Source organism: Pseudomonas carassii (assembly GCF_036324045.1).
Lineage (GTDB): Bacteria > Pseudomonadota > Gammaproteobacteria > Pseudomonadales > Pseudomonadaceae > Aquipseudomonas > Aquipseudomonas peradeniyensis.
Map to the genome: position 1 here is coordinate 36,891 of NZ_JAZDCT010000037.1, position 26,885 is coordinate 63,775.

Annotated in this window: 23 protein-coding genes; 7 read left to right on the plus strand and 16 right to left on the minus strand. The window is 64.6% G+C overall.

Annotation, left to right across the window (positions count from 1 at the left end; all coding sequences use genetic code 11):
- Positions 1-28 precede the first annotated feature (28 nt).
- Entirely contained in the window at positions 29-580 is a 552-nt protein-coding gene (locus V0R62_RS22385) for a glutathione peroxidase (protein WP_186712762.1), read from the plus strand.
- 114 nt (positions 581-694) lie between these two features.
- Positions 695-1,465 (plus strand): RHS repeat-associated core domain-containing protein, encoded by a 771-nt coding sequence (locus V0R62_RS22390; RefSeq protein ID WP_330105263.1) that lies wholly within the window; start codon positions 695-697, stop codon positions 1,463-1,465.
- Between the two features lie 288 nt (positions 1,466-1,753).
- On the opposite strand, the gene V0R62_RS22395 is transcribed toward V0R62_RS22390, so the two are convergent.
- From V0R62_RS22395 to V0R62_RS22405, 3 genes are all read right to left on the minus strand, one after another.
- The gene (locus V0R62_RS22395) at positions 1,754-3,031 is read right to left on the minus strand and encodes an OmpP1/FadL family transporter (protein ID WP_330105264.1); all 1,278 of its coding nucleotides are present in this window, start codon (positions 3,029-3,031) and stop codon (positions 1,754-1,756) included.
- 145 nt (positions 3,032-3,176) lie between these two features.
- Positions 3,177-3,659, minus strand: coding sequence for a hypothetical protein (locus V0R62_RS22400; RefSeq protein ID WP_186712763.1), 483 nt, complete (start codon positions 3,657-3,659; stop codon positions 3,177-3,179).
- Between the two features lie 244 nt (positions 3,660-3,903).
- On the minus strand, positions 3,904-4,128 hold the full coding sequence (locus V0R62_RS22405) for a hypothetical protein (protein WP_050704563.1): 225 nt from the start codon (positions 4,126-4,128) through the stop codon (positions 3,904-3,906).
- A gap of 939 nt (positions 4,129-5,067) precedes the next feature.
- On the opposite strand from V0R62_RS22405, the gene V0R62_RS22410 reads away from it, so the two are divergent.
- Both V0R62_RS22410 and rmuC read left to right on the plus strand, forming a co-directional pair.
- A complete protein-coding gene (locus tag V0R62_RS22410) occupies positions 5,068-5,487 on the plus strand; it encodes a tetratricopeptide repeat protein (RefSeq protein WP_330105265.1) in 420 nt (139 codons plus the stop codon).
- A 332-nt stretch (positions 5,488-5,819) separates the two neighbouring features.
- Entirely contained in the window at positions 5,820-7,178 is a 1,359-nt protein-coding gene (gene rmuC, locus V0R62_RS22415; RefSeq protein ID WP_330105274.1) for a DNA recombination protein RmuC, read from the plus strand.
- On the opposite strand, the gene V0R62_RS22420 is transcribed toward rmuC, so the two are convergent.
- Both V0R62_RS22420 and V0R62_RS22425 read right to left on the minus strand, forming a co-directional pair.
- Positions 7,150-10,626, minus strand: coding sequence for a hybrid sensor histidine kinase/response regulator (locus V0R62_RS22420; protein ID WP_330105266.1), 3,477 nt, complete (start codon positions 10,624-10,626; stop codon positions 7,150-7,152). The genes rmuC and V0R62_RS22420 overlap by 29 nt on opposite strands.
- A 120-nt stretch (positions 10,627-10,746) precedes the next feature.
- A complete protein-coding gene (locus V0R62_RS22425; protein WP_330105267.1) occupies positions 10,747-11,928 on the minus strand; it encodes an MFS transporter in 1,182 nt (393 codons plus the stop codon).
- Positions 11,929-12,100: 172 nt separating this feature from the next.
- On the opposite strand from V0R62_RS22425, the gene V0R62_RS22430 reads away from it, so the two are divergent.
- Positions 12,101-13,240, plus strand: a complete 1,140-nt coding sequence (locus V0R62_RS22430; protein WP_330105268.1) for a TDT family transporter — start codon at positions 12,101-12,103, stop codon at positions 13,238-13,240.
- A gap of 200 nt (positions 13,241-13,440) precedes the next feature.
- Positions 13,441-15,315 carry an MFS transporter gene (locus V0R62_RS22435; protein WP_330105269.1) on the plus strand — a complete coding sequence of 625 codons (1,875 nt, stop codon included), beginning with the start codon at positions 13,441-13,443 and terminating at the stop codon, positions 15,313-15,315.
- Between the two features lie 16 nt (positions 15,316-15,331).
- Here the strand turns inward: V0R62_RS22435 and sugE are convergent, their stop codons facing one another.
- The 7 genes from sugE to V0R62_RS22470 form a co-directional block, all read right to left on the minus strand.
- Positions 15,332-15,649, minus strand: coding sequence for a quaternary ammonium compound efflux SMR transporter SugE (gene sugE / locus V0R62_RS22440; protein ID WP_050704569.1), 318 nt, complete (start codon positions 15,647-15,649; stop codon positions 15,332-15,334).
- Positions 15,650-15,830: 181 nt separating this feature from the next.
- Positions 15,831-16,484 (minus strand): HAD family hydrolase, encoded by a 654-nt coding sequence (locus tag V0R62_RS22445; protein ID WP_028690877.1) that lies wholly within the window; start codon positions 16,482-16,484, stop codon positions 15,831-15,833.
- A 13-nt stretch (positions 16,485-16,497) separates the two neighbouring features.
- A complete protein-coding gene (locus V0R62_RS22450; RefSeq protein ID WP_330105270.1) occupies positions 16,498-17,487 on the minus strand; it encodes an ABC transporter ATP-binding protein in 990 nt (329 codons plus the stop codon).
- Between the two features lies 1 nt (position 17,488).
- The gene (locus V0R62_RS22455) at positions 17,489-18,283 is read right to left on the minus strand and encodes an ABC transporter permease (RefSeq protein WP_186733775.1); all 795 of its coding nucleotides are present in this window, start codon (positions 18,281-18,283) and stop codon (positions 17,489-17,491) included.
- A complete protein-coding gene (locus tag V0R62_RS22460) occupies positions 18,273-19,112 on the minus strand; it encodes an ABC transporter permease (RefSeq protein WP_011532723.1) in 840 nt (279 codons plus the stop codon). The genes V0R62_RS22455 and V0R62_RS22460 overlap by 11 nt, the downstream gene beginning before the upstream one ends.
- Positions 19,109-19,915 carry an alkaline phosphatase family protein gene (locus tag V0R62_RS22465; protein ID WP_186712771.1) on the minus strand — a complete coding sequence of 269 codons (807 nt, stop codon included), beginning with the start codon at positions 19,913-19,915 and terminating at the stop codon, positions 19,109-19,111. Before V0R62_RS22465 ends, V0R62_RS22460 begins: the two co-directional genes overlap by 4 nt.
- Positions 19,916-20,043: 128 nt before the next feature.
- Positions 20,044-21,102: an ABC transporter substrate-binding protein gene (locus V0R62_RS22470; protein WP_330105271.1), complete on the minus strand. Its 1,059-nt coding sequence runs from the start codon at positions 21,100-21,102 to the stop codon at positions 20,044-20,046.
- Between the two features lie 327 nt (positions 21,103-21,429).
- Between V0R62_RS22470 and V0R62_RS22475 the strand changes: the two genes are divergently transcribed.
- Positions 21,430-22,143 (plus strand): UTRA domain-containing protein, encoded by a 714-nt coding sequence (locus tag V0R62_RS22475; protein ID WP_186712772.1) that lies wholly within the window; start codon positions 21,430-21,432, stop codon positions 22,141-22,143.
- Positions 22,144-22,301: 158 nt separating this feature from the next.
- On the opposite strand, the gene V0R62_RS22480 is transcribed toward V0R62_RS22475, so the two are convergent.
- From V0R62_RS22480 to V0R62_RS22495, 4 genes are all read right to left on the minus strand, one after another.
- Positions 22,302-24,458, minus strand: a complete 2,157-nt coding sequence (locus tag V0R62_RS22480) for a mechanosensitive ion channel family protein (RefSeq protein WP_330105272.1) — start codon at positions 24,456-24,458, stop codon at positions 22,302-22,304.
- Positions 24,459-24,502: 44 nt separating this feature from the next.
- Positions 24,503-24,673: a hypothetical protein gene (locus tag V0R62_RS22485; RefSeq protein ID WP_167388396.1), complete on the minus strand. Its 171-nt coding sequence runs from the start codon at positions 24,671-24,673 to the stop codon at positions 24,503-24,505.
- Positions 24,674-24,804: 131 nt separating this feature from the next.
- Positions 24,805-26,094, minus strand: a complete 1,290-nt coding sequence (locus V0R62_RS22490; protein ID WP_028690868.1) for a M18 family aminopeptidase — start codon at positions 26,092-26,094, stop codon at positions 24,805-24,807.
- 92 nt (positions 26,095-26,186) lie between these two features.
- Entirely contained in the window at positions 26,187-26,822 is a 636-nt protein-coding gene (locus tag V0R62_RS22495; protein ID WP_330105273.1) for an RluA family pseudouridine synthase, read from the minus strand.
- Positions 26,823-26,885 lie beyond the last annotated feature (63 nt).

Genomic DNA, 26,885 nt, shown 5'->3' on the forward strand with positions numbered 1-26,885 from the left:
AAGGAACCATGTGCAGGAGACCGCTATCATGCATGCCCGTTGGCTGACCCTACCCCTGCTGGCCCTGGCCGCCGCCACTTCGAGCTGGGCGGCGGACTGCCCCGCGCTGCTCCAGGGCAGCTTGCCGGAGCTGCGCGGCAAGGAGCAGATCGACCTGTGCCAGCGCTTCGCCGGCAAGCCGCTGGTGGTGATCAACACCGCCAGCTACTGCGGCTTCGCCCCGCAGTTCGAAGGCCTTGAGGCGACCTACAAGGACTACCACGAACAGGGCCTGGAAATGCTTGGCGTGCCGTCCAACGACTTCAAGCAGGAAGACGCCGACAGCGACAAGACCGCCAAGGTCTGCTACGCCAACTACGGCGTGACCTTCACCATGACCAAGGCCCAGCCGGTGCGCGGCAAGGACGCGATCCCGCTGTTCGTCGAACTGGCCCGGCAGAGCAGCGCGCCGAAGTGGAATTTCTACAAGTACGTGGTGGACCGCAAGGGCAAGGTGATTGGCAACTTCTCCAGTTTGACAAAACCGGATGATCCGGCGTTCAGGGCGGCGATCGACAAGGCGATTGCGTCGCAGCCTTGAAACAGTGGGTGTGGGAGTGCTGAGGCCGAGGCCTGATATTTTTGCCAGTTTTAACCGTCGCTGGGATGGTGCAGCTTATCGGTAGAGTGCATCGGTCCAGAGGTTATTGCGTCGATGAGCCACCTACTTATGTGTGACCGTCAGCAGTCGGTGTTGGGCGCGGCCAATACTGTTCGAAGTTATTCCGCCTATGGCGCACTGTCGGCGATTACTGGGCCGAGCCTGGCTTATTGCGGGCAGCATCGGGATCCGCTCAAGGGCATCTACCACCTGGGTAATGGTCACCGAAGTTTCGATCCCGCTTTGATGCGGTTCCTTTCCCCTGATGCGCTGAGTCCTTTCGGCGCAGGGGGAGTCAATGCCTATGCGTATTGTACGTCTGACCCTATTAACCATCATGATCGTAGTGGGCGGATGGGCGTGTCGAGTCTATCAAGTACCTTTTATGCTGCTGGGAAAGGAGTGCTCTTTCATAAGCATTGGGTGGCGTTGGGGGAAATTAGAAAAAATGGGGCGGGTCTGTTTGATAAGTCTATAGTTGCTACGGCAATGGTCCTTGATGTTATTGATTTGTCTGTGGAGAGTATAAAGGGTTATTTTGGTTTAAGTCTTCATTCGAATAGAGAGATGACGCTTTGGGATGACCCGTTGTTCGAAACTATTGCAAGGGTGGATTTGGGGATAAAGGCGACCTCTGGCGTTTTTGACGTTCTTGCATTGGATGTGGCCAGAAAAAGTGTGAAACCAGAGGGTCTACAAGTACAGAGGGTCGAAGAAGGAGAGCAGAGGGTGTTTATTCCTCCCGCTATGGTGAATACGAATGACGTTGGGTTACCTACTGATAATGGTGAAATGATCCGAAGGGGCGTAGAACCTAATGCTTGACATCGTAGTATTTGCGTTGATCACTGTGTGGCATGGTTAATACTACCAGGCGGACAACTATCGGCAGCACAGCCAGCACACAAAAAAAGCTACTGGCATTGCAAGTCAATAGACTTTGAACTCATTCAGAGTTGAGTTCGACATTGGCAACTGTAATGACGAAACACATCAACGGGGTCATGATTGCTGACATGTGGAAGGCAAACCAAGAGTACTTTGGCGTGCGGTGGTGCGTGCAGACATGAAAAAACCGCCACGAGGGCGGTTTTTTCATGCAGCGGGTGCCACTCAGAAGCGGTAGGTCAGCGAAGCACCAACGCCGTGGGCGCTGTTTTCGTACTTGGCCTGGTAGCTGCCCTTGAGGCCGGCCTCGGTCAGGCTGTGCGGCTGGTTGTTGACCTTGGTGTCCTCTTCCCACAGGTAGGAGTAGGCCACGTCGATGGTCATGTCGTCGGTCGGGCTCCAGCCTGCGCCGATGCTGAAGATCTTGCGATCGCCAGTAGGGATGCGCGGGGAGCGGTTGGTGTTGTTGGTCGGCGACTGGTCAACCGAGAAGCCGGTGCGCAGGACCCACTCCTTGTTCACCTTGTAGGAGGCGCCAATGGCGTGAGCCCAGGTGTCGTGCCAGTTCTGTTCCTCGTTGATGGTCTTGAACTGCCCGGCAGGGCCTGCCGGCACTTCGTTGTTGACCGTGATGTTCTCCAGGCGGCTCCAGCGGGTCCAGGTGCTGCCTGCGTACAGAGTCCACTTGTCGTCCAGTTCGTGGGTGACCGAGAAGTCCACCGACTCGGGGGTCTTGATCTTCAGGGTGGCATCGAACTTGTTGCCGTCCAGGCCGAGCAGCGGGTAGCTGACCTTGGTCTTGCCTTCGAGCTTGTAGTCGACCATCGAGTGGTAGGTCAGGCCGACGCGGGTGCGGTCGGTGGCCTGCACCAGAATACCGATGTTGTAGCCGACGGCGGTGTCGTCGCCCTTGATCTTCACCTCGCCATCAGCCGGACGCAGCGGCGAGATACTGGCCAGGTTCGAACCCAGTTCACCCTTGATGCGGTTGATGGTCGGGCCGAAACCGATCGAGACCTTGTCGTTGAACGCATAGCTCACGGTCGGCTGGAAGGTCACGACCTCGACATGGCTCTTCTTGCCCCAGTAGCGCGCGGCATCGTCGCTACCGTAGTCGGTGACCAGGCCGAACGGCACGTAGACGCCGAAACCGACGCTCCAGTGGTCATCGATGGACTTGACGTAGTAACCCATCGGCACGCCGACCACGGGCACCATGTCACCGTCCATTTCCCCCCCTTTGTTACTGCCGCGTCCGGAAATATCGGACTTGGCGATGACCGCGGCACCACCGACGGTCATCTGGTCGCGCTTCAGGCGGGACATGCCCGCCGGGTTGCCATACACGGTGCTGGCATCTTCGGCAGAAGAAGAACGACCCGCGAAACCTGTCCCCATGCCGCTGACGCTCTGTTCGTTCAGGGCAAAGCCGCTGGCGAGCAATTGGCTGGAAGCGAGGGCAACGGCAATGCCGAGAGAGGTTTTGAGCATAACTTTTTTCATTATTAGAAAACTCCTTGGGATCTCCGGGGCGAAAAGCTACCAACAAATGCCGCGCTGCGCCATAGGCTGAAACGCAGGAGATAGAGCGGTTTTGTAGGACAATCCGACCAAAATTCCGTTTATTCCGGTTGTAGGACGCGTTGGCTCAGGAGGCAGGGGTGAGCATCGGCTCGATGCAGTGGTGCCAGGCCTGGGTGAAATCCCGCAGGCGGCCCTGGGGTTGGAAAGTCTGCCGCCAGATCCGCGCCAGGCCCAGCAGATCGTCGGCTGCCGGCAAGGGCATGGCCTGCTCTTCGATCAGCATCCAGGCGATGGCAGTGGCGTAGCGCAGGTTGACGGTCAGTTCGAGGTGCGGGCCGCCGAGGAAGGCGTGCTGGCTGGCCAGGCCACGCACCAGGCTCGCCAGTTCGGGGTCGCGGGCCAGGTATTCGTCCCACAGGCAACGGTGACGATTCCCACCGATTCGGTAGAGCCCATGGCCACGTCGGTCATGCAGGGCGGCCCCCAGCGCAGACTGACTCGCGGCAACGCCCAGTAACAAAGCTTCGGCGCTGTCGCAGTGACGACCCAGGTAGATCAGGGTCGGTCGGATCACATATCGACTCAACTCGTTCGCAGCGATGCCCATGATGCCCTCTGCTGAAAAGGGCCGACGGGCGCTGGAGCTTGGCAGCTGGTGAGTGGTCAGGCCCGCCGGAAGCGGCAGGTGCCGCTCGAGTTGAAGTGTAGTGTGATAACTGTGGTGTAAAGGGCTGTTTTTAAATCGATTGCAGCCCGAAGGCGCGGGGCATATGCCCGCTGGCGATTAGGCCAATTACCTTCAGGCTGGGTGTTGCATGGCGTATTCATGGCGTGAATCACCCGCCATTCGTTCATGCAGTCAGCGACTGGCGGGTGCGCTCGATCACCGCCTGCAGCGGTTCGGCCCGGTTGTACTGTTCCGGGTAGAGGCGCTCGCTGTGGCAGGCGATGCCATGCTCGTCGACCAGGGTGAAGCTGAAGCTGCCCTTGCGTGGGGCAACGATAAGGCACTTCAGTGGGGCGAAGGCCTGGGAAAGGGTGCCAAAGGCAGCCTGGATCTGTTGATGGTTACTCATATTGTTGGATGTTCCTGCGTAAGACACGGTGTTTGATCCGTGCACAATAGAAACGTTCCAGTGACGTCTTTATTAAGGAGACGCAGAACCTGACTGGAACAGGGCAGCCAGAGAGGCGCATGCAATAGGTGGCGCTGGGCTGACTGGTAGGTACGACAGAAGGCAGGCAGCACACCGACACCAGGGTTCTGGGCGTCGGGGAAGATCCTGATCAATCTGAAACGTGATTCGTGCTGGGCAAGGTCTGCCGAGTGAATCATCGAATGGGCCGGTCCCGATGGGGCAGTGCTTGCTCGTTGTCGAGCAGTGAGCTGTGGGGACTGAGTGGCCAGAATGACTTCAGCTGGGTACTAACGGGGCGCAACCCTACACGAACTTTTCGGGGTTGGCAAGCTTTGGGTGTTCTGCTGGGAAGCCGATCATTATGTCGTCAATCGCGCCTGCTGTGAAGAGGGGAAAATGCCCGGCCAATTGCCCGCCTGTACCGTTTTCGTGCACCGCGATGCCGTTTGTTAGTGCAGTTGTACACACTCGGCTGAACAGTTGTAACCCTCCTGCAACATCCTGTGGACGGCTCGCCAATGACTTGACTGGGGGCTTAAGTCAATGAAAAAAAACACTAATTTTAGCTGGTGAAAAAATCGACAGTTTGACTGAAAGCCCCATTTCATAGGGGTTTGCGGGCTGCCTCAAGGGGTTGTCCACCGAGTTATCCACAGGTTCTGTGGATTGTCCCGGGGACTTGCTCTAGGACGGGCGTGCCAGCTGTTTCATCGATTGTCCGACAATCGGTGGGCGGGGGTGGCATGGGCATTTTCCCTGAGAAAACGTCAAGAAAAAATCATGGAAAAAAATGTCGATCAGCCGAAAGTCGCCCGGGCCAGCCCACGAAAAATGGAGTAGAGTGGCGCGCCTCTCGAGTCACCCTTGCTGTTGGTCATGAAGCTTCGCGGTAAACACCTCGCCAGTCCTGATGCCTCGCCATCGCTGCCTTCCCCCAAGCGTTTCTCCCTGAAAGTGGCCCTGTGGCTGCTCGACAGCCCGCGCCTGGGTGACAAGCCCAGCGTCAAGCATCTGGCCGGGCGCATGCTCAAGCAGCCGGCGCGCCAGGGCGTGGTGGTGGCGCAGAGTCGTCTGGGGCAGATGCTCTGCCGCGACTGCGGCAATGCCCGCGACCGGCGCATCGGCCATGAACTGCTGCGTCAGGCGGCCCGCGCCGGTGATCGTCGGGCCCAGTTGGAATATGGGCGGTTGTGCCAGGCCCAGGAGCCGGAGCAGGCCCGCTACTGGCTGGAGCTGGCGGCGGGGCAGGGCTCGCAGGAGGCGCGGCGATTGTTGCGCCAGTGGTTCGGTGGTTAGCGGAGTATCAATCCTCGCGTTCCCCCTGTAGGAGCGGCCTTGTGCCGCGAAAGGGCCGTGCAACGGCCCCGACGATCTTTGCGTCAACGCTGAACCCCGGGGCCGTTACACGGCCCTCTCGCGGCACAAGGCCGCTCCTACAGGGGGCACTGATCAGGCAACCCAGCCACCAGGCTGATAAGCTGCGCAGCATTCGTCAACGTTCGATCGGGGTAAGCATGACAGTGGATCTGACCAGCATTCTGCTGGGCTTGGTGGCGGGCGCCGTGCCCTGCCTGGGCTGGGTCATGCAGGTGCAGCGCGGCCAGGGCGCGCGCAAGGCCGAGCAGGCCTTGCTCGAAGAACGCCTGAATGCCGCCCAGCTGATCCAGGCCGGCCTGCAGGCGCAGCTGGAGGCCAGCCGCGACGAGATCAGCGACCTCAGTGAGGCCAACACCGTCAAGCAGACCCAGCTGGCCGCCCAGGGACGGGAACTGGAACTGCTGCAGATCGACCGCGACAACGCCCGTGACGCCGCCCATGCCTGGCACCTGGAGCGCGCCAACCGCGAGGCCGAGCTGCGGCGCCTCGAGGCCCAGGCCGCACGCCTTGAGGCGGAGCTGCGGGAGCAGCAGGAGAGCCACCAGCAACGCCTCGAGGACTTGCAGGAGGCCCGCGACACCCTGCGCGCGCAGTTCGCCGACATGGCCACCAAGATCTTCGACGAGCGCGAGCAACGCTTCGCCCAGACCAGCCAGCAGCACCTGGGCCAATTGCTCGACCCGCTCAAGGAGCGTATCCAGGCGTTCGAGAAGCGCGTCGAGGAAAGCTACCAGCAGGAAGCCCGCGAGCGCTTCTCCCTGGGCAAGGAGCTTGAGCGCCTGCAGCAGCTCAACCTGCGCCTGTCCGACGAGGCCACCAACCTCACCCAGGCGCTCAAGGGCCAGAAGACCCAGGGCAACTGGGGCGAACTGATCCTGGAGCGGGTGCTGGAGCACGCGGGCCTGGAGAAGGGCCGCGAGTACCAGACCCAGGTCAGCCTGCGCAGCGCCGATGGCGAGCGCTTCCAGCCCGATGTATTGATCATGCTGCCGGGCGACAAGCAGGTGGTGGTGGACGCCAAGGTCAGCCTGACGGCCTACCAGCAGTTCGTCGGCAACAACGACGAAGCCGCGCTCAAGCAGCACGTGCAGTCACTGCGCAACCACGTAAAGGGGTTGTCGAGCAAGGACTACAACCGCCTGGAAGGCCTCCACAGCCTCGATTTCGTGCTGCTGTTCGTGCCCATCGAGGCAGCCTTCTCGGCGGCGTTGCAGGCCGAGCCCAACCTGTTCCAGGAGGCCTTCGACCGGCAGATCGTGATCGTCAGCCCGACCACCTTGCTCGCCACCCTGCGGGTGATCGACAGCCTGTGGAAGCAGGAGCGCCAGGGGCAGAACGCCCGTGAGATCGCCGAGCGCGCCGGCTGGCTGTACGACAAGTTCGTGCTGTTCATCCAGGACCTGGACGAGCTCGGCGCGCGCCTGGCCCAGGTGGACAAGGCTTACGCCGCGGCGCGTAACAAGCTGTGCGAGGGGCGTGGCAACCTGGTCAGCCGCAGCGAGCAGCTCAAGCTGCTCGGTGCCCGGGCCAGCAAGAGCCTGCCGGCCGATTTGATCGAGCGCGCCCTGAGCGACGAGGCGCTTACTGAACCAGGCTCAGATGCCGATTGAGCAGGGCGCGCAGGGCCGCCGGCTTGACCGGCTTGGCCAGGTAGTCGAGGCCCGCAGCATGCACCAGGGCGATGGTCTCGTTGCGTCCGTCGGCGCTGATCACCACGCCGGGCACCGGCTCGCCCAGGCGCGTTCGTAGCCAGCCCATCAGCCCGGTGCCGGTCTCGCCGTCATCCAGGTGGTAGTCCACCAGCGCCAGGTGCGGGCGCAGGCCCTTGCCGAGCAGGGCCTCGCATTCGGCCTGGTTGCGCGCGGTCCACACCTGGCAGCCCCAGCGGCTGAGCAGGCTGTTCATGCCGATCAGGATGCTGTCCTCGTTGTCCACGCACAGCACCTGCAGGCCGGCCAGCGGCTGCCCGGCCTGCTCGACAGGGGCGGGCGTCGCGGGCGCGGGGCTGTGGGCGATGGGCACGCTGACGCGGAACACGCTGCCCTTGCCCGGCCAGGAGCGCACCTCCAGCGGATGCCCGAGCACCCGGCACAGGCCGTCGGCGATCGCCAGGCCCAGGCCCAGGCCCTTCTCGGCGCGGGTCTGGTGGCTGTCCAGGCGCTTGAACTCCTGGAAGATCACCTGCAGCTTGTCGTCGGCGATGCCCGGGCCACGGTCCCACACCTCCAGCCACAGGCGTCCACTTTGACGCCGTGCCCCCAGCAGCAGTGGGCTCTTGCCGTAGCGCAGGGCGTTGGTGAGGAAGTTCTGCAGCACCCGGCGCAGCAGCTTCATGTCGCTGTCCACCCGCAGGCGGCTGCCGCGTAAGCGGAACTCCAGGCCCTTCTCGGCGGCCAGTACCTTGAACTCGGCGCCGAGGGTGTCGAACAGCTCGTTGAGGGCGAAGGGCTTGATGTCGGGGGTGACCTTGCCGTTCTCCAGGCGCGAGATGTCGAGCAGGTCGCTGATCAGCTCCTCGGCCGAGCGCAGCGAGCTGTCCATGTGCTGCACCAGTTGCCGGGCCTCGTCGTTCATGGCCTCGGCCTGCTGCGACAGGGCGGCGGAGAATAGCCGGGCGGCGTTGAGCGGCTGCATCAGGTCGTGGCTGACGGCGGCGAGGAAGCGGGTCTTGGACTGGCTGACCGCCTCGGCGCGGCTCTTGGCCTCGGTCAACGCCTGGTTGAGCTGCGACAGTTCGTGGGTGCGCTCGGCGACGCGTTGCTCCAGGCCCTCATTGGAGTCGCGCAGGGCCTGCTCGGCCTCGCGGAACGGGGTGATGTCGGTAAAGCTCATGACGAAGCCGCCGCCGGGCATCGGGTTGCCGATCAGCTCGATCACCCGGCCATTGGGGAACAGCCGTTCGGAGGAGTGGGCGCGGCCCTGGCGCATCCAGTGCAGGCGCCGCGCCACATGCACCTGGGCCTCGCCCGGCCCGCACAGGCCGCGCTCGGCGTTGTAGCGGATGATGTCGGCAATTGGCCGGCCGACGCTGATCAGGCCGTCGGGGTAGTTGAACAGCTCCAGGTAGCGGCGGTTCCAGGCCACCAGGCGCAGGTTCTGGTCGACTACGCTGATGCCCTGGTTGATGTTCTCGATGGCGCCCTGCAGCAGCGCGCGGTTGAACTGCAGCACCTCGCTGGCTTCGTCGGCGATGCGCACCACGTCCTCGAGCTGCATGTCGCGGCCTTCGATGGCGGCCTTGACCACGGCGCGGGTCGAGGAGGTGCCGAGCACGCCGGCCAGCAGCCGTTCGGTGTGCTCGATCCAGTCGCCATCGGCGTTCTGGTTGGGGTTGAAGCCCTTGCCCTGGCGGTAGGCGAAGCGGATGAAGCTTTGCCGGGCGCGCTCCTCGCCGACGAAGCGCGCGGCCAGCTTGAGCAGGTCGTCGATCTGCACCGCCAGCAGGGGTTTGCTGGAGGGGCGGGCGCTGGTCTGCTGGCCGATGAAGCGCCCGGCCTGCCAGTGTTCGGAAACCCGTGTGCGGGACAGGATCGAAACCCAGGCGAACAGGGTGAAGTTGCCCGCCAGCGACAGCACCACGCCCTGGGTGAGCGGGGTGATCGGCAGGTTGAGCGGGTTGCCGTGCAGCCAGGCCAGGCCCGGAAACAGTTGCAGCGGCCAGCCCAGGCTGTGGGCGGCGATCGGCAGCACCAGGGTGTAGAACCACAGGAAGATGCCGGCGGCCAGGCCGGCGAACACGCCACGGCGGTTGGCCTGCTTCCAGTACAGCGCGCCGAGCATCGCCGGGGTCAGCTGGGTCACCGCGGCGAAGGCGATCTGGCCGATGGTCGCCAGGCTCGCGGTGGAGCCGAGCAGGCGGTAGCTGACGTAGGCCAGCAGCAGGATGACGACGATGGTCACTCGGCGCACCGAGAGCATCCAGTGGCGGAACACCTCGAACGGCCGCTCGGCGTTGTTGCGCCGCAGCAACCAGGGCAGCAGCATGTCGTTGGAGACCATGGTCGACAGCGCCACGGCCTCGACGATGACCATGCCGGTGGCCGCCGAGGCGCCGCCGATGAACGCCAGCAGGGCCAGGCTCGGGTGAGCCTCGGCCAGTGGCAGGCTGATCACGAACGAGTCGGAGATCACCGTGCCCGGCAGCAGCATCTGCCCGGCCAGGGCGATGGGCACCACGAACAGCGCGGCCAGGGCCAGGTACAGTGGGAACACCCAGCGCGCCAGGCGCATGTCCTGGGGCTCGATGTTCTCCACCACGGTGACGTGGAACTGCCGCGGCAAGCAGATGATCGCCATCATCGCCACGGCGGTCTGCACCACCATCGACGGCCAGTTGATGGTCTCTTCCCAGTAGTCGCTCAGGTGCACCGACTGCTGGGCCTGGGTGAACAGGTCATCAAAGCCGTCGTACAGGTTGAACACCACGAAGGCACCCACGGCGAGGAAGGCCAGCAGCTTGACCAGCGACTCGAAGGCGATCGCCAGGACCATGCCGCGGTGGTGCTCGGTGACGTCCAGGCTGCGCGTGCCGAAGACGATGGCGAACAGCGCCAGCACCAGCGACACCACTAGCGCGGTGTCCTGCACCCGGCTGCCGGTGGCATCGGCGTTGGCGCCGATCAACAGGTTCACCCCCAGCACGATGCCCTTGAGCTGCAGGGCGATGTACGGCAGCACGCCGACCAGGCAGATCAGCGCCACCACCACCGCCAGGGTCTGCGACTTGCCGTAGCGGGCGGCGATGAAGTCGGCGATCGAGGTGATGTTCTGCTGCTTGCTGATCAGCACCATCTTCTGCAGCACCCAGGGCGCGAAGATCAGCAGCAGCACCGGGCCCAGGTAGATGGGCAGGAACGCCCACAGCTGCTCGGCGGCCTGGCCGACCGCGCCGAAGAAGGTCCAGCTGGTGCAGTACACCGCCAGCGACAGGCTGTACACCCAGGCGCGCAGGCGCGGCGGCAACGGCGTGCTGCGGCGGTCGCCATAGAAGGCGATGGCGAACATGATGGCCATGTAGGCCAGGGCGACCACGGCGATCAGCCCGCTGGACAACGACATGCAAACTCCGGAGCAAAAATAGAAACGCGGTCCCGATCAATCAGTCTGGCACGCAGGGCGCGGTTCGTCAGCGCCGACCATGGTCGCAGTGGCAGGACGTCGCAGGGCCGCGCGATGGCATCACTCGGGTCGGCGCGTCCCCAGCCAGTAGAACACACCTGCCAGTATCACCGACCCGATCAGCAGATAGAACACCGCCACCGGCACCAGGTGCCCCAGCGCGGCGCCCACCAGCACCGGCCCCAGTGCCGCGCCCAGATTGCCCAGGTTCTGCGCGCCGTAGTAGATGCCGCGCAGGTGCTCCGGGGCGATCAGGTCGATGAACATGTACTCGGCCGGAATCACGATGATCTCGCCCAGGGTGAACACCAGCATCGCCAGGCACCAGGCCAGCGCCGTGCCGGCCAGGGAAAAGCCCAGCAGCCCGGCGACGAACAGGCCCATGCCGGCCATCAGCCAGGGCATCAGCCGGCGCCGGTCGATGCGCTTGCCGATCAGGTACTGCAAGGCGATCACCGTCACCGCGTTGGTGGTGACCAGGTAGCCGACCAGTCGCGCCGCTTCGGCGGGGTTGCGGGTCACCACCAGGTATTGCGACAGGTAGGCGGTGAACTGGCCGAACACCACTGCGCTGAGCACACCGCCCAGGGTGAAGCACACCAGCCGCCGGTCGCGCAGCAGGCCCAGGGCCACCTGGGCGAAGCCGGCGCCGGGTTGCGGCCGGTCCTGGGGCTGCAGGTCGCGAACGCCCAGGCGCTGGTAGGCCAGGCACATGGCGAGGCCGATCAGCGCCGACACCACGAAGGGCAGGTGGCCGTCCACCTCAATCAGGGCCACGCCGAGCATCGGCCCCACGGCATAGGCGATGTTGCTCAGGGTGTACTTGATGGCGAACACCTCGGCGCGCTGCTCCACCGGCAACAGGGCGCAGAAGGCGGCCTTGGCGGCGATGTCGACCAGCGCCAGGGCCAGGTTGATCACCACCAGGCAGAGGAAGAACAGCGCGGCCGAGCGACTGGCGATGGCGCCGACGAAGGCCAGGGCGAACACCAGCAGGCTGGCGATCACCAGGGTGTGGTTGCGCACGGTGTCGACCAGATGTCCGCCGTACAGGCTCAGCAGCGAGGCGACGATCAGCGCGCCGCCGATCACCAGGCCGATACGGCCGACCGAGAGCTGGAAGTTGTCGGCCAGGTAGACCACCAGGTAGGGCAGGGTGATCGCTCGGGCCATGGTCAGGGTGAAGGTGGTGAGCAGGAGCAGGTGTACCGGGTTGGGGTAGCGCTTGAGGGCGGTGAGCATCGACAGGTCCTTGTCATTATTGTCATCAGGAAAACCGCGCCAAGCATATTCCAGAGCCTATGCCTTTAGCTATATCTGCAAAACAGATAACAGATAGAGAAATTACCCGTTATATAGATATTCTTCGGGAGCATAAGATAAATCCACCTTACACAAGGCCAGGAGACATCACATGCCATGCATCCAGACCCGCGCCCCCTCGTGGCGCCCGTTGAGCCATCTGGCCCATCCCCGCGAAGTGATCCGCCAGTTCACCCCCAACTGGTTCGCCGCGACCATGGGTACCGGCGTGCTGGCCCTGGCGTTGCACCAGGTGCAGGTGCCAGTGCTGGATACCCTTGCCCAGGGCCTGTGGTGGCTGACCATTGGCCTGTTCACCCTGTTCTGCGTCTTGTATGGCGCCCGTTGGGTGATGTTCTTCGACGAGGCGCGGCGGATTTTCGCCCATTCCACCGTGTCGATGTTCTTCGGCACCATTCCCATGGGCCTGGCCACCATCCTCAACGGCGCCCTGGTATTCGGCCTGGCGCGCTGGGGCGAGGCGGTGGTGCCGTGGGTGGAAATGCTCTGGTGGCTGGACGTGGGCCTGGCGCTGCTGTGCGGCGTGGCCATTCCCTACCTGATGTTCACCCGCCAGGAGCACAGCATCGACCAGATGACTGCGGTGTGGCTGCTGCCGGTGGTGGCAGCGGAGGTCGCCGCCGCCAGTGGCGGGTTGCTGGCGCCGCACCTGGTGGATGCGCACCGGCAGTTCCTGGTGGTGATCACCAGCTATGTGATGTGGGCGGTGTCGTTGCCGGTGGCGTTCAGCATCCTCACCATCCTCATGCTGCGCATGGCCCTGCATAAACTGCCGCCGGCGAACATGGCTGCCTCCAGTTGGCTGGCGCTGGGCCCGATCGGTACCGGTGCGCTGGGCATGCTGGTGCTCGGTGGCGATGCCCCCGCGGTTTTCGCCGCCAATGGTCTGGGCGGCCTCGGCGAGGTGGCCCGTGGACTGGGGCTGGTGGCCGGTATCGTGCTATGGGGCGCCGGCTTGTGGTGGCTGCTGACGGCAGTGCTGATCACCCTGCGCTACATGCGCCAGGGCATGCCGTTCAACCTGGGCTGGTGGGGGTTCACCTTCCCGCTGGGGGTGTACTGCCTGGCCACCCTGAAGCTGGCGGCCTGGTTGGGACTCGGTTTCTTCAGCGTGTTTGGCTTGGTACTGGTGGTGGCGCTGGCCTTGCTCTGGGCGGTGGTGGCCAGCCGTACCTTGCGGGGTGCCTGGCGCGGCGAGCTGTTCGTATCGCCGTGTATCGCGCAGCACTGACTTTATTGTGCTTTGTGGGGGGGCTTTGTGGGAGCGGGCTTGCCCCGCGATAGGGGCGACAGGCCTTATCGCGGGGCAAGCCCGCGCTCGCAAAGCCCGCCCTCACAAGTTCCTTGTGCCTATGGACATTCCCGTGCAGATTTGTGGCTTATCACGCTGTACGTGCCTCCAATGACAAAGCCCAACCAGGTACAAGGACGATGAGTCACCCCTCGCAATTCACCCTGCTCGGCAAGCGGCGCTTCCTGCCGTTCTTCATTACCCAGTCGCTGGGCGCCTTCAACGACAACCTGTTCAAGCAGTCGCTGATCCTGGCGATCCTCTACAAGCTGAGCCTGGAAGGCGACCGCTCGATCTGGGTCAACCTCTGCGCCTTGCTGTTCATCCTGCCGTTCTTCCTGTTCTCGGCGCTGGCCGGGCAGTTCGGCGAGAAGTTCGCCAAGGACCGGCTGATCCGCGCGATCAAGCTGGCCGAGATCGTCATCATGGCCATCGGCGCGACCGGTTTCGTCACCCATCACCTTGAACTGATGCTGGTGGCGCTGTTCGCCATGGGCACCCACTCGGCGCTGTTCGGCCCGGTGAAGTACTCGATCCTGCCCCAGGCCCTGCGCGAGGAGGAGCTTGTAGGCGGCAACGGCCTGGTGGAGATGGGTACCTTCCTGGCGATCCTGGCCGGCACCATCGGCGCCGGGATGCTGATGTCCTCCAGACAGTACGCGGTACTGGCCGCCGCCGGGGTGGTGGCCACCGCCGTGCTGGGCTACCTGGCCAGCCGCTGGATCCCCCGCGCCGCCGCTGCCGCGCCGCAGATGAAGCTGGACTGGAACATCTTCAAGCAGTCCTGGCTGACCCTGCGCCTGGGCCTGGGCCAGACCCCGGCGGTGTCGCGCTCGATCGTCGGCAACTCGTGGTTCTGGTTCGTCGGCGCCATCTACCTCACGCAGATCCCGGCCTACGCCAAGGACTGGTTGCACGGCGACGAGACCGTGGTGACCCTGGTGCTGACCCTGTTCTCGGTGGGCATCGCCATCGGCTCGCTGCTGTGCGAGCGCCTGAGCGGGCGCAAGGTGGAGATCGGCCTGGTGCCGTTCGGCTCGTTCGGCCTGACCCTGTTCGGCCTGCTCTGGTGGTGGCATTCGGGGGATGTGCCGGCTGGCGCCGTGCCCCATGACTGGCTGGCGTTGCTGGGCATGAGCCAGGCCTGGTGGATCATGCTGTCGATCGTCGGCCTGGGCATTTTCGGCGGTTTCTACATTGTGCCGCTGTACGCGCTGATCCAGGCGCGCACCCCGGAAGACCAGCGGGCCCGGGTGATCGCCGCCAACAACATCCTCAACGCGCTGTTCATGGTGGTGTCGGCGATCATCACCATTGTCCTGTTGAGCCTGGCCAAGCTGAGCATCCCGCAGCTGTTCCTGGTGGTGTCGCTGCTCAATATCGCGGTCAACGCCTACATCTTCCGCATCGTGCCGGAATTCACCATGCGTTTCCTGATCTGGCTGCTCAGCCACTCGATGTACCGGGTCGAGCACCGCGAGCTGCAGCGCATTCCCGACGAGGGCGCGGCGCTGCTGGTGTGCAACCATGTGTCGTTCGTCGATGCGCTGCTGATCGGTGGGGCGATCCGCCGGCCGATCCGTTTCGTCATGTACTACAAGATCTACAACCTGCCGGTGCTCAACTTCGTGTTCCGCACCGCTGGCGCCATCCCCATCGCCGGGCGCGGCGAGGACGAGGCCACCTACGAGCGTGCCTTCGCCCGCATCGCCCAGTACCTGGCCGACGGCGAGCTGGTGTGTATTTTCCCCGAAGGCAAGCTGAGTTCGGACGGTGAGATCGATGTGTTCAAAGGTGGGGTGAACCGCATCCTGCAGGAGACGCCGGTACCGGTGATTCCGCTGGCGCTGCAGGGGCTGTGGGGCAGTTTCTTCAGTCGCGACCCGAACAAGGGCTTCTTCAAGCGCCTGTGGTCGCGGGTGACCCTGGTGGCCGGCGCCGCCATCCCGGTGGAGGCGGCGCAGCCCGAGGCGCTGCGCGAGCAGGTGAGCCTGCTGCGCGGCGACGTTCGCTAAGGGAAACGGAGGGAGGTCAGCTGGCGCTGACCTTCAGGCCGACCAGGCCGGTGATGATCAGTGCGACACTGGCCAGGCGGATCAGCGCCATGGATTCGCCGAACAGGATGATCCCGGCGATCACCGTGCCGACCGCGCCAACGCCGGTCCAGATGGCATAGGCGGTGCCCAGCGGCAGCTCCTTCATGGCCAGGCCCAGCAGGCCAAGGCTGATGACCATGGCGCCGACGGTGAGGATGGTGGGCATGGGGCGGGTGAAGCCGTCGGTGTACTTGAGGCCGACAGCCCAGCCGACTTCGAACAGGCCGGCGAAGAACAGGATGATCCAGGACATGGTGAGTCTCCATCGATTCAATGATGGGGCCGTCCCCGGTATGTTCACGCACAGCGTCGTGAGGCCGTCCTCACAGTGCGCACTATACTGCACATTTGTGGCGGGTGAGGCAAGCGTGACGGATCAATGGTGCTTGTACCGGCCACACTCAATGACTGGCCGGTACATCCGCACTCCTGCGTCAAGACCAGCTCAGAATCGGCCAGCCATTGGTCTGCGCATGCTCGCGCAGCACCGGGTCCGGGTTCACCACGTGCGGGTGATCGACCTTCAGCAGCAGCGGCAGGTCGTTGCGCGAATCCGAGTAGAAACTCGCGCCCTCCAGGTTCTCCTGCTCCTGGTCCAGCCACTCCAGCAGGCGGGTGATCTTGCCTTCGCGGTAGGTGAGCACGCCGTGGGTCTTGCCGGTGAACACGCCGTTGACCGCTTCCAGCTCGATGGCCAGGTACTCGTCCACGCCCAGGCGCGCCGCGATCGGCCCGACCAGGTGGGTGCCGCTGGCCGAGATGATCAGGATCCGGTCACCGCGCTTGCGGTGTTCGGCGATGCAACGGCAGGCGTCGCCGTAGATGATCGGCTCGATCACATCCTCCACCCAGGGCTCGACCAGGTGCTCGACCTCTTCCAGGGTACGTCCGGCGATGGGCTCCAGGCTGAAGGCCATGTAGTCCTCCATGGCCAGGTGGCCCTTGCCGTAGGCTTCCATCAGCTCATGGTCGCGCTTGAGGAAAGCCTTGCCGTCCACCCAGCCCAGCCGGGCCATCTGCTCGCTCCACAGCGACGCGCAGTCGCCGTGGATCAGGGTTTCGTCCAGATCGAAGATTGCCAGTGCCATGCGTTGCTTCTCCTTAGGCCACTTCCCGTAGCGCCGTGGGGTCGATCGACAAGGATACCCGCTGCCCGTCCGCGTGCAGGTCGGCCGCGCAGCGGTTGAGCACGTCGACCACCAGCTCGACGTCGCGCACCCGCACCCGGTAGCGAATGACGTTGCCCAGCAGGCTGTGGCTGCGGATCTCGCCGTCCAGTTCACCGTTCAGGCCCAGGGTGATGGACTCCGGGCGGATCGCCAGGCGACCGATGACCGGGCGTTGCAGCAGGCGGCTGGCGCTGTCGGCGTCGAGCAGGTTGTAGTTGCCGATGAAGCCCGCGGCGAACATGTCCACGGGCGCGGTGTAGAGGGTCTCGGCATCGCCGCTCTGGACGATGCGGCCCTGGTTCATCAGGACGATGCGGTCCGACATGGTCAGCGCCTCTTCCTGGTCGTGGGTGACGAAGATGGTGGTCAGCCCCAGCTCGCGCTGGATGGCGCGGATCTGTTCGCGCAGGTGCTTGCGGATGCGCGCATCCAGTGCCGACAGCGGCTCGTCGAGCAGCAGCAGGCGCGGGCGGGTGACCAGCGAGCGGGCCAGGGCCACGCGTTGGCACTGGCCGCCGGACAGCTGGTGCGGGTAGCGTCCGGCGAAGCTGCCGAGTTCGACCAGGTCGAGTACTTCGCGCACCCGCGCCTGGCTTTCGTCGGCCTTGACCTTCTGCATGCGCAGGCCGAAGGCGACGTTCTGTTCCACGGTCATGTTGGGGAACAGCGCGTAGCTCTGGAACACCATGCCGATGCCGCGCTTCTGCGGGCTCAATGGCACGATGTCCTGGCCGTCGAGGAGGATCCGCCCGCTGTCCACCGGGGTCAGCCCGGCGATGCAGCGCAGCAGCGTGGATTTGCCGCAGCCCGACGGGCCAAGCAGGGTGACGAACTCGCCGCGCTCGATCTGGCAGTCGATGTTCTCGAACACCGGGCTGCCGGCGTAGCTCTTTTGCAGTTTCTGTACGCTGACGAAGCTCATGTCAGGTCTTGTCCTTGTTCAGGCGGTTGGCGACCCAGGTCAGCACCAGCACGAAGGCGAAGTAGGAGATGACCAGCGCGCTGTTGAAGTGGCCGCTGCTGTTGCGCATGTTGTTCAGGTACACCTGCAGGGTCTCGTAGCGGGTGCCCACCAGCAGGTTGGCGAACACGAACTCGCCGAACAGGAACGAGAACGACAGCAGCAGCGCCACCATCAGGCCCTTGCGCAGGTTGGGCAGCACCACCAGGAACGCCGCCTGCCAGGTGCTGGCGCCGAGCAGCTGGGCGGCGTCCATCAGGTCGCGCAGGTTGATGGCCTGCAGGTTGTTGGTGATGGCCCGGTACATGAACGGCAGGGCGATGGTGAAGTAGCAGCCGATCAGGATCCATGGCGTACCGACCATGGCCATCGGTCCGCTGCCGTACAGTTGCAGCAGGCCCACCGACGACACCACCGGTGGCACGGCGAACGGCAGCAGGATGAGGATGTTCATCAGCGCGTCGAGCTTGGGGAAGTGGTAGTGGACCACGAACAGCAACGGCAGGATCAGCAGCACCGACAGCAGCAGCGCGCCGACGCACACCAGCAGCGACTGGCCGAAGGCGGCGAGAAAGCGCGGCTCGCTCCACAGCGCGACGTACCACTTGAAGGTCAGCCCGCTGGGCAGCAGGGTCGCTGACCAGCTGGTGGCCAGCGAGTAGAGCAGGGTGCCGGCCAGCGGCAGCAGCAGGATGAGGAACAGCAGGTACACCACCGCGCGGTGGTAGAGCCCGCCGGCGTTGTTTTCAGCGCGCATGGTAGCTCCTCTTGAGCAGCCATTGATGGACCACCGTGACCACGGTCATCAGGCCTACCAGCACCATCGCCAGGGCGCTGGCCAGGTTCGGGTCGAGGCTGATGTCGCCGGCCACAAGGCCAGCGATGCGGATCGGCAGCACGTTGAAGTTGCCGGTGGTCAGGGCGTAGACGGTGGCGTAGGCGCCCAGGGCGTTGGCCAGCAGGATGACGAAGGTGCCGAGCAGCGCCGGGGTGAGCACCGGCAGGCCGATATGCCGCCAGAACTGCCAGTGGCTGGCGCCGAGCAAGGCCGCCGATTCGCGCCAGTCCTCGCGCAGGGCGTCGAAGGCTGGGTAGAGCAGCAGCACGCCCAGGGGGATCTGGAAGTAAGTGTACACCAGGATCAGGCCGGTCTTGGAGTAGATGCTGAAGTCACCGAGCAGGCCCATCTGCTTGAGCAGCAGGGTGAGCGCGCCATTGAAGCCGAGCAGGATGATGAAGGCGAACGCCAGGGGTACGCCGGCGAAGTTGCTGGTCATGTTGGCGAAGGCGCTGACGAAGTCGCGCAGCTTCGAGTCGACCCGGCGCAGCGAATAGGCGCCCAGGGTGGCGATGACGATGCCGAACAGGCTCGACCAGAAGCTGATCTCCAGGCTGCGTTGCAACGCCTGCAGGTAGAACTTCGAGGCGAAGATCTTGCTGAAGTTGGCCAGGCCCCAGCCGCTCTCGCTCTGCAGGCTGTTGAGGGCGACCCAGGCCAGCGGCGCGACCTGGAAGATGATGAAGAACACGGCGAACGGCAGCAGGCAGAGCAGGGCCAGGTAGCGGCCGCGATGGCTTGCATTCACTTGAGCAGCTCCCGGCAGACCGGTTTGTCGTGGGCGGCGCCGAGCAGTTCGCAGATCGTGCCGCACAGCTCGGTCTGCAACGGCTTGGCCGCGGGATCGAGGCTGAACGCCTCGCCGAACACGAACAGCGGCACTTCGCGCTCCTCGGCGAGCAAGCCGTTGTGCGAGCGGTCGTTGTTCATGCCGTGGTCGGCGGTGACCAGCACCTGATAGCCCTCCTCGAGCCAGCGCGGCAGGTAGTCGGCCAGCAGGATGTCGGCGCTGCGCGCGGCGTTGCGGTACTGGCTGCTGTCCAGGCCGTGGCGGTGGCCGGCGTCGTCGATGTTCATCGGGTGCACCAGCAGGAAGTTCGGCGCATGGCGGCGGCGCAGGTATTCGGCGTCGGCCAGCAGGTGCGAGTCGGGGTAGTGGTCGGCGTAGTAGAACAGGCCGTGCTGGATCGGCAGCTTCGGCGCATGGGTGTGGCGGTCGCGCAGCGGGTCGAAGGGCGAGCGGTTGTACAGCTCGCTCATCCAGTGATAGGCCGCGGCGGCAGTGCCCAGGCCTGCCTCGCGGGCGTAGTGGAACACGCTGCGCTGGTTGGACAGGCGATTGACGTTGTTATGCACGATGCCGCTGTCGATCGGCGGCACGCCGGTGAGGATGCATTCGTACAGCGGTCGCGATAGCGACGGCAGTTCGCATTCCAACCGGTACAGCGCGGCGCGGTCGGCCTCGACGTAGGCGTGCAGGTGGCCCATGGCATGGTGCGCGACCTGGTGGTTGAGGCCGTCGAGCAGGACCAGGATGACGTTGTGTTGCATGATTGCTCCGGGAAAATTCCGCGGTGGGGGCCTTCGCCGGCAAGCCGGCTCCTACAGGTTCGGCGCATCTCCTGTAGGAGCCGGCTTGCCGGCGAAAGGGCCGGTCAAGGCAGAAGAGCTGCCAGGCCTTACTCCATCTCGATGATCACTTGCTCCTGCCACTTTTGCGGCAGGGCCTTGGAGGTCGCTTCCCAGGCCTGGGCATTCTTGATCGGCTGGGCGGCCTTGTACTGCTCGTTGGGCAGCAGCTTGGCCTGCACATCCGCCGGCAGCTTCAGGTGCTCGGCGCGGATCGGACGGGCGTGGCCGATGGCCAGGTTGGTCTGTCCGGCATCGCTGAAGATGTACTCACGGGCAAGCTTCGCCGCGTTCGGGTGCTTGGCGTACTTGTTGATGATGGTGGTGTAGCCGGAGGTGATCGAGCCGTCCGACGGGATCAGCACCTCGAAGCGTTTCGGGTCGATCTGGTCGCGGTAGCTCAGGCCGTTGAAATCCCACACCACGCCGACTTCCACCTCACCCTTCTCGAGGGTCTGGATGGTCGGGTTGGCCAGCGACAGGCGCTTCTGCTGGGCCAGCTTGGTGAACAACTGCAGGCCCGGCTCGATGTTGCTTTCGTCGCCCTTGTAGGCGATGGCGGCGGCGAGCACGCCATTGGCGGCCTGGGCGGCCGTGCCGACGTCACCGATGGCGACCTTGTACTTGCCCTTTTCCAGGTCGTGCCAGGTGCTGGGGCGTTCGCCTTCCTTGACCAGGTCCTTGTTGATGATGAAGGCGATGGTGCCGGTGTAGGCCAGCGCCCAGTGGCCGTCCTGGTCCTTGGCCCACGCCGGCACCTGGTCCCAGGTGCTTGGCTTGTAGGCCTGGGTGACGCCCTTGGTGACTGCGATCGGGCCGAAGGCGGCGCCGACGTCGCCGATGTCGGCGCTGGCGTTGTCCTTCTCGGCGTCGAACTTGGCGATCTCCTGGGCCGAGCTCATGTCGGTGTCGCTGTGCTTGAGACCGTACTTCTTGGCCAGGTCTTCCCAGGTGCCTTTCCAGTTGGCCCAGGCATCGGGCATGCCCACGCTGTTGACGGTGCCTTCCTTGCGGGCGGCGTCTTCAAGGGCCTTGAGGTCCTGGGCCATGGCCGAGGTGCAAAAAGCGATGGCCGAACCGAGCAGTGACGCCATGAACAACTTTTTCATCCGAAGCTCCTTTGGTGGGTGCCTTGCATTCGTTGTTATGAACAGAAGCGGTGCTTGCGAACCCTTGGTCTAGGTCAGCAAACCTTGAGCCAAGGTAGGCCTGTTGCGTGACAGTTTGATGTAAGGAGAGGGCGCGGGTGGCCGGACGATGGCTCTGGGAATACAGCGTAGACCACATCGAAAGCCTTGAATCGCGTGGCCTGGCCCGGATCTGGCAAGTCCCTGGGCGAGGCTTTGTCACAGGATGTTCATCAGCCTTGCCTAGGCTTGTAGCCATCGCCACATGCCCCTTTATGGGGCTGGACTAGTCCAGATAGGTAACCTTTGATGCAAGCGACGCCACCGCGCGCGGTAACAGCCATCTGCCATGCCCTGCAGGAGCAGATCGAACACGGCCTGCTGGCCCCCGGCGGCAAGCTGCCGGCCGAGCGCAGGCTCAGCGAAGTGTTCGACACCACGCGCATCACCCTGCGCGAGGCGCTGGTGCAGCTGGAGGCCCAGGGGCTGATCTACCGCGAGGAGCGCCGTGGCTGGTTCGTCGCGCCCGAGCGGCTGACCTACGACCTGATCGAGCGCAGCCACTTCCATGCGATGGTCCGCGACCAGGGGCGGGTGCCGAGCACCGAGTTGCTGTCGGCGCGCCTGCAGCCGGCCTCGGCGGCGATCTGCGCGCGCCTGCGCCTGCCGGCGTTGTCCAGCGTGGTGCGGATCTGCCGTCTGCGTCGTATCGATGGGCGTGCGGTGCTGTACGCCGAGCACTATCTCAACCCGCGCTACTTCCCGGGGATCCTCGAGCTGGACCTGGCGCGGTCGTTGACCGAGATCTATGCGCGGGAATATGCGATTCACTATGGGCAGGTGTGCTTCGAGATCCTGCCGACCGCGTTGCCGGTGGCGGCGGCGGGGGCGCTGAAGGTTTCGGCGGGAAGCCCAGGCTTGCACATCACCCGGGTCAACAGCGACCAGCATGGGCATCTGATTGACTGTGACCTGGAATATTGGCGGCACGATGCGATCCGCATTCGCGCCGAGGCTGGGTAGACAATCTCAAGCCTGCGCCAATCCCTGTAGGAGCGGCCTTGTGTCGCGAAAGGGCTGCGTAGCAGACCCAGGATCTCAGCTACGGGCAGAAAATGCTGGGGCCGCTTTGCGGCCCTTTCGCGACACAAGGCCGCTCCTACAGGGGGTAGCGTACGTCCCTACTGTGCGATCTGATCAGATCCTCCGCCTCCGCCTCCGCCAGCCGTCACCACCTGCACCGACAACCTTGGTGTCGCCAGGTCCAGCCCCGCTTCGTCCAGCTGCCTTTTCAACGCCAGGTTGAACGCCCGCGACACCTCCCACTGCTTGATCGGCGCGGTCTTGAACCGCGCCCGCAGGATCGCCGAACCCGACTCGAAACTCTCCACCCCCTGCAATTCCAGCGGCGACCAGATGTTGCGGCGCATCAGCGGGTCGTTGCGCAGCTTCTGGCCCACTTCGCGGATCAGCGTGATGGCCTGGTCGATGTTCATGCTGTGGGGGATGGCCACGCGGAAGATCGCGTAGCCGAACTCCCGCGAGTAGTTCTTGATGCTCTTGATCTCGCTGAACGGGATGGTATGCACGATGCCGTCGATGTCCCGCAGGCGCACGGTGCGGATGGTCAGGCCCTCGACCGTGCCGAGGTGGCCGCCGACGTCGACGTAGTCGTCGATGGCCAGCGAGTCCTCGATGATGATGAACAGCCCGGTGATCAGGTCGGCCACCAGTGACTGGGCGCCGAAACCGATGGCCAGGCCGATGACGCCGGCACCGGCCAGCAGCGGGGTGACGTTCATGCCCATGTTGGCCAGGGCGACGATCACCGCGATGATGAAGATCACCACGAACATCACGTTGCGGATCAAGGGCATCATGGTCTGCGCCCGGGCGTTGGCCAGGCCGCGGCGCGAGCGCACCAGGGCATGGTGCACGGCAGTGTCGGCGAGGATCCACACCAGCCAGGCGACGATCAGCGTGCCGGCCAGGCCCAGCAGGCGCAGGCTGACTTCATGGCCGTCGCCCTCGGCGAAGCTGATCATCGAGCGGCCCCAGACGCGCAGGCCCAGTTCGATGAACACCAGCCAGATGAACAGGTGCACCAGCACGTAGCCGAAGTTGCGCAGGCGTTCGGTGTAGACCGCCTGGCGCTTGTTGGCGCGCCTGGGCTTGGCGGCGTGGCGCCGGACCAGGCCGTTGAGCACCATGCACACCACCACCAGCACCGTGCACATCAGCGACTGGCGCAGGGCGGTGCTGGTGTCGCCGGCGGAGACGAAGGTGGCGAACAGCGAGATCGCCACCAGGATCAGCGCCGGGACGTACCAGAAGCTGCCGAGCAGCTCGATGGTGTCGCTCAGGGTGCGCCGGGTCAGGCGTCGGGACAGGGGCTGGTTGCGGATCAGGTGGGCGATCGGGCGACGAAAGCGCAGGATGAACAGCCCGGTGCACAGCGCTGCGACGACGTTGGCCAGGGTGGCCAGGGCATGGGCCAGGTGGCTGCCCAGGGCGGTGGTCAGGCGCGGATCGCTCATCGCCTCGCCGAACGCGGCGAAGCTGCCGATCAGCCACAGCGGGCGGAACGCCTGGTGGCGCAGGATGTACAGGGCGCGGTGGCGGTGCGGACCATCGAGCAGCGAGAAGGCGATCACGCAGATCGCTGAAAACAGCGTGCCGACCACCAGCGCGTAGGCCAGCACCATGGCCATCGACTTGCCCAGCGAGGAGGGCAGGGCGAAGCTCAGGTACACGGTGAACACCAGTGCCACCAGCCACGGCCCCAGCTTGCGCAGGGCGAAGCGCACCAGGTCCCAGGTGCGCGGGTGCTGGGGCAGTTCCTCGGTCAGGCCGAAGCGCAGGCGCACGCGGTGGCCGATCCAGTTGAAGGCGTAGGCCAACAGGCTCCAGACCAGGATCACCCCCGCGAAGCCGAACAGGATCGCCGGCCACTGGTGCACCGGCACCACCAGCGCGGCCAGTTCGTCCTGTGCCTGGTCGATTTCCAGCGACCAGCGCTTGAACGGGCTGGCATCGCCGCTGAACTGCTGCTCGAAGTCGTGCAGGGCGCCGCCGATCAGGCCGAGCACACCCTGTTCGACGGTCGGTTGCGATTGCTTGGTGGCGTCGCGCAGCTTCTTCAGGTCGGCCAGCAGCTTGGCCCGTTGCTGGTCGTTCTCCAGGTTCTTGATCACCTCGTCCAGCGACTTGCCCAGCGGTTCGCTGGCCTCGGGCTGGGCGGGTGTGCTGGAGCCGAGCAGGCCCGGCAGGCCGGCGGCGTGCACCGGGGTGACGAACAGCAGGAACAGCAGCGTGATGCAACGCAGGAGGGCTGGCACCGGAAACTCTACCTCAGGTCAAACGTTTGCCCGAGTGTAGTGGTTTACGACGGCAGTTTCTCGAGGATCTTCCAGCAGGTGAGGCCGAAAATGCCGAGGGTGCCGATCCACATCATCAGCACGCCGACATTGCGCTCGCGCAGGCTGAAACCGATGGTCAGCAGCATCAGGAACAGGAACACCGGCACGAACAGGGAGAGGAAGGGGGATGACATGGACGGCAATCCTTTTGCTGTGGGGCATGTCTTAAGCATAGCGGGTTGCGCGAGGAGGGCGTTGATCCGAGACAGTTGCGTCGCCTGTGCCGGCCTCTTCGCGGGCGTGCCCGCGAAGAGGCGACTCGGTCTCAGGGCAGTTCGCGACTGCGGTAGAACGCGCTGAGCACCTTCACCAGGTGCGCCAGGTCATGGCTGCCGCACAGCTCGCGAATCGAGTGCATGGCGAAGGTCGGCAGGCCGATGTCGACCGTGCGCACGCCCAGGTGGCTGGCGGTGATCGGGCCGATGGTCGAGCCGCAGCCCATGTCGCTGCGCACCACGAAGCTTTGCACCGGCACCTCTTCGGCCATGCACAGGTGGCGGAAGAACCCGGCGGTTTCGCTGTTGGTGGCGTAGCGCTGGTTGTTGTTGACCTTGATCACAGGGCCTGCGTTGAGCTTGGGCCCGTGGTTGCCGTCGTGCTTGTCGGCGTAGTTGGGGTGCACGCCGTGGGCGTTGTCGGCCGAGACCATCAGCGAGCGCTGGATGGTGCGCACATAATCATCGCCCTCGGGCAGCAGGCGCTGCAGGGTCTGCTCGAGCATCGGGCCGTCGGCGCCGCAGGCCGAGCACGAGCCGACTTCCTCGTGGTCGTTGCACACAAGCACGCAGGTCTCGTCGCTGTCGGCACCCAGCAAGGCCTGCAGGCCGGCATAGCACGACAGCAGGTTGTCCAGGCGGGCGGCGGCGATGAAGTCGCCGTTAAGGCCGATCAGCGCGGCGTCCTGGGTGTCGTAGAAGCTCAGCTCGTAGTCCAGCACCACGTCGGCGTTGAGGTCGTGCTCGCGGGCCAGCTGCTCGGTGAGCAGGGCGCGGAAGTCGACGCGCTCATCGCCGGCCACCTGGGCCAGGATCGGCGGCAGCTCGGTCTGCGGGTTGATCTGCCAGCCCTCATTGGCGGTGCGGTTGAGGTGGATCGCCAGGTTCGGGATCACCGCGATCGGCAGCTTGAAGTCGATCAGTTGGCTCTCCACCTTGCCATCACGGCGGAAGGTGACTCGGCCGGCCAGCGACAGGTCGCGGTCGAACCAGGGCGCGAGCAGGGCGCCGCCGTACACTTCGACGCCCAGTTGCAGGAAGCCCTGGCGTTGCAGCTCGGGCTGCGGCTTGACCCGCAGGCACGGGCTGTCGGTGTGGGCGCCGACCATGCGGATGCCGCCCAGCAGCGGCGAGAGCTTGCCGAGCTTGATGGCGATGATCGAGGAATCGTTGCGGGTCACGTAGTAGCGACCACCGGGCACGGTGGCCCAGCTGTCGCGTTCGTCCAGGCGCTGGTAGCCGGCGGCCTCGAGGCGCTGCGCGAGGCTGGCGGTGGCATGGAAGGGCGTCGGGGAGGCCTTGAGGAATTCGATCAGGCCGGCATTCAGGGCATCGCGCATAAGTCACTCCAGACAGCAGTGGCGCGAGTTTAGCGTAAATACTCGAAAATTTGTGTCGGCCCGCTCGCGAGGCGTGGGAGCGGGCCAGTGTCTCAGAACGGCGCCGGACACTCGAACTTCAACCGCTCACCCGAAACCGGATGGGTAAAGCTCAGCATCGATGCATGCAGGCACAGCCGCTCATGGGCCGCCAGCGCCTCGGGGTTGGCGTACAGCCGGTCGCCCAGCAGCGGATGGCCGATCGACAGCATGTGCACGCGCAACTGGTGCGAGCGCCCGGTAATCGGTGTCAGCTCGACCCGGCAATGATCACCGCAGCGTTCGACGATGCGCCAGAAGGTCAGGGCGTGCTTGCCCTGCTCGTGGTCGACCACATGGCGCGGCTTGGTCGGCGGGTCGTAGCGCAGCGGCAGGTCGATGCTGCCGCTGTCCAGGGACGGTTGCCCCCAGCACAGCGCGGTATAGGCCTTTTCCGTCTCGCGGTCGTGGAACTGGCGCGACAGTTCGCGGTGGCTGTCGGCGTCGCGGGCGAGCAGGATGATCCCCGAGGTTTCCCAGTCCAGGCGGTGGACGATCAGGGCGTCGGGGTAGCCGTTTTCCTGCAGGCGGGTGATCAGGCAGTCCTTGTTGTCCTCGGCGCGGCCCGGCACCGACAGTAGCAGGGTCGGTTTGTTGATCACCAGGATGGCGGCGTCTTCGTGAAGGATCTGGATGTTCGACAGCGGCATTGCAGGTTCTCTTTACGTATGGAAACCACTGGGGCCGCGTTGCGGCCCTTTCGCGGCACAAGG

Coding starts and splice junctions, on each gene's coding strand:
- V0R62_RS22385 (WP_186712762.1), top strand. CDS start 29: ATGCATGCCCGTTGGCTGACCCTACCCCTGCTGGCCCTGGCCGCCGCC.
- V0R62_RS22390 (WP_330105263.1), top strand. CDS start 695: ATGAGCCACCTACTTATGTGTGACCGTCAGCAGTCGGTGTTGGGCGCG.
- V0R62_RS22395 (WP_330105264.1), bottom strand. CDS start 3,031: ATGAAAAAAGTTATGCTCAAAACCTCTCTCGGCATTGCCGTTGCCCTC.
- V0R62_RS22400 (WP_186712763.1), bottom strand. CDS start 3,659: ATGGGCATCGCTGCGAACGAGTTGAGTCGATATGTGATCCGACCGACC.
- V0R62_RS22405 (WP_050704563.1), bottom strand. CDS start 4,128: ATGAGTAACCATCAACAGATCCAGGCTGCCTTTGGCACCCTTTCCCAG.
- V0R62_RS22410 (WP_330105265.1), top strand. CDS start 5,068: ATGAAGCTTCGCGGTAAACACCTCGCCAGTCCTGATGCCTCGCCATCG.
- V0R62_RS22420 (WP_330105266.1), bottom strand. CDS start 10,626: ATGTCGTTGTCCAGCGGGCTGATCGCCGTGGTCGCCCTGGCCTACATG.
- V0R62_RS22425 (WP_330105267.1), bottom strand. CDS start 11,928: ATGCTCACCGCCCTCAAGCGCTACCCCAACCCGGTACACCTGCTCCTG.
- V0R62_RS22430 (WP_330105268.1), top strand. CDS start 12,101: ATGCCATGCATCCAGACCCGCGCCCCCTCGTGGCGCCCGTTGAGCCAT.
- V0R62_RS22435 (WP_330105269.1), top strand. CDS start 13,441: ATGAGTCACCCCTCGCAATTCACCCTGCTCGGCAAGCGGCGCTTCCTG.
- sugE (WP_050704569.1), bottom strand. CDS start 15,649: ATGTCCTGGATCATCCTGTTCTTCGCCGGCCTGTTCGAAGTCGGCTGG.
- V0R62_RS22445 (WP_028690877.1), bottom strand. CDS start 16,484: ATGGCACTGGCAATCTTCGATCTGGACGAAACCCTGATCCACGGCGAC.
- V0R62_RS22450 (WP_330105270.1), bottom strand. CDS start 17,487: ATGAGCTTCGTCAGCGTACAGAAACTGCAAAAGAGCTACGCCGGCAGC.
- V0R62_RS22455 (WP_186733775.1), bottom strand. CDS start 18,283: ATGCGCGCTGAAAACAACGCCGGCGGGCTCTACCACCGCGCGGTGGTG.
- V0R62_RS22465 (WP_186712771.1), bottom strand. CDS start 19,915: ATGCAACACAACGTCATCCTGGTCCTGCTCGACGGCCTCAACCACCAG.
- V0R62_RS22470 (WP_330105271.1), bottom strand. CDS start 21,102: ATGAAAAAGTTGTTCATGGCGTCACTGCTCGGTTCGGCCATCGCTTTT.
- V0R62_RS22475 (WP_186712772.1), top strand. CDS start 21,430: ATGCAAGCGACGCCACCGCGCGCGGTAACAGCCATCTGCCATGCCCTG.
- V0R62_RS22485 (WP_167388396.1), bottom strand. CDS start 24,673: ATGTCATCCCCCTTCCTCTCCCTGTTCGTGCCGGTGTTCCTGTTCCTG.
- V0R62_RS22490 (WP_028690868.1), bottom strand. CDS start 26,094: ATGCGCGATGCCCTGAATGCCGGCCTGATCGAATTCCTCAAGGCCTCC.
- V0R62_RS22495 (WP_330105273.1), bottom strand. CDS start 26,822: ATGCCGCTGTCGAACATCCAGATCCTTCACGAAGACGCCGCCATCCTG.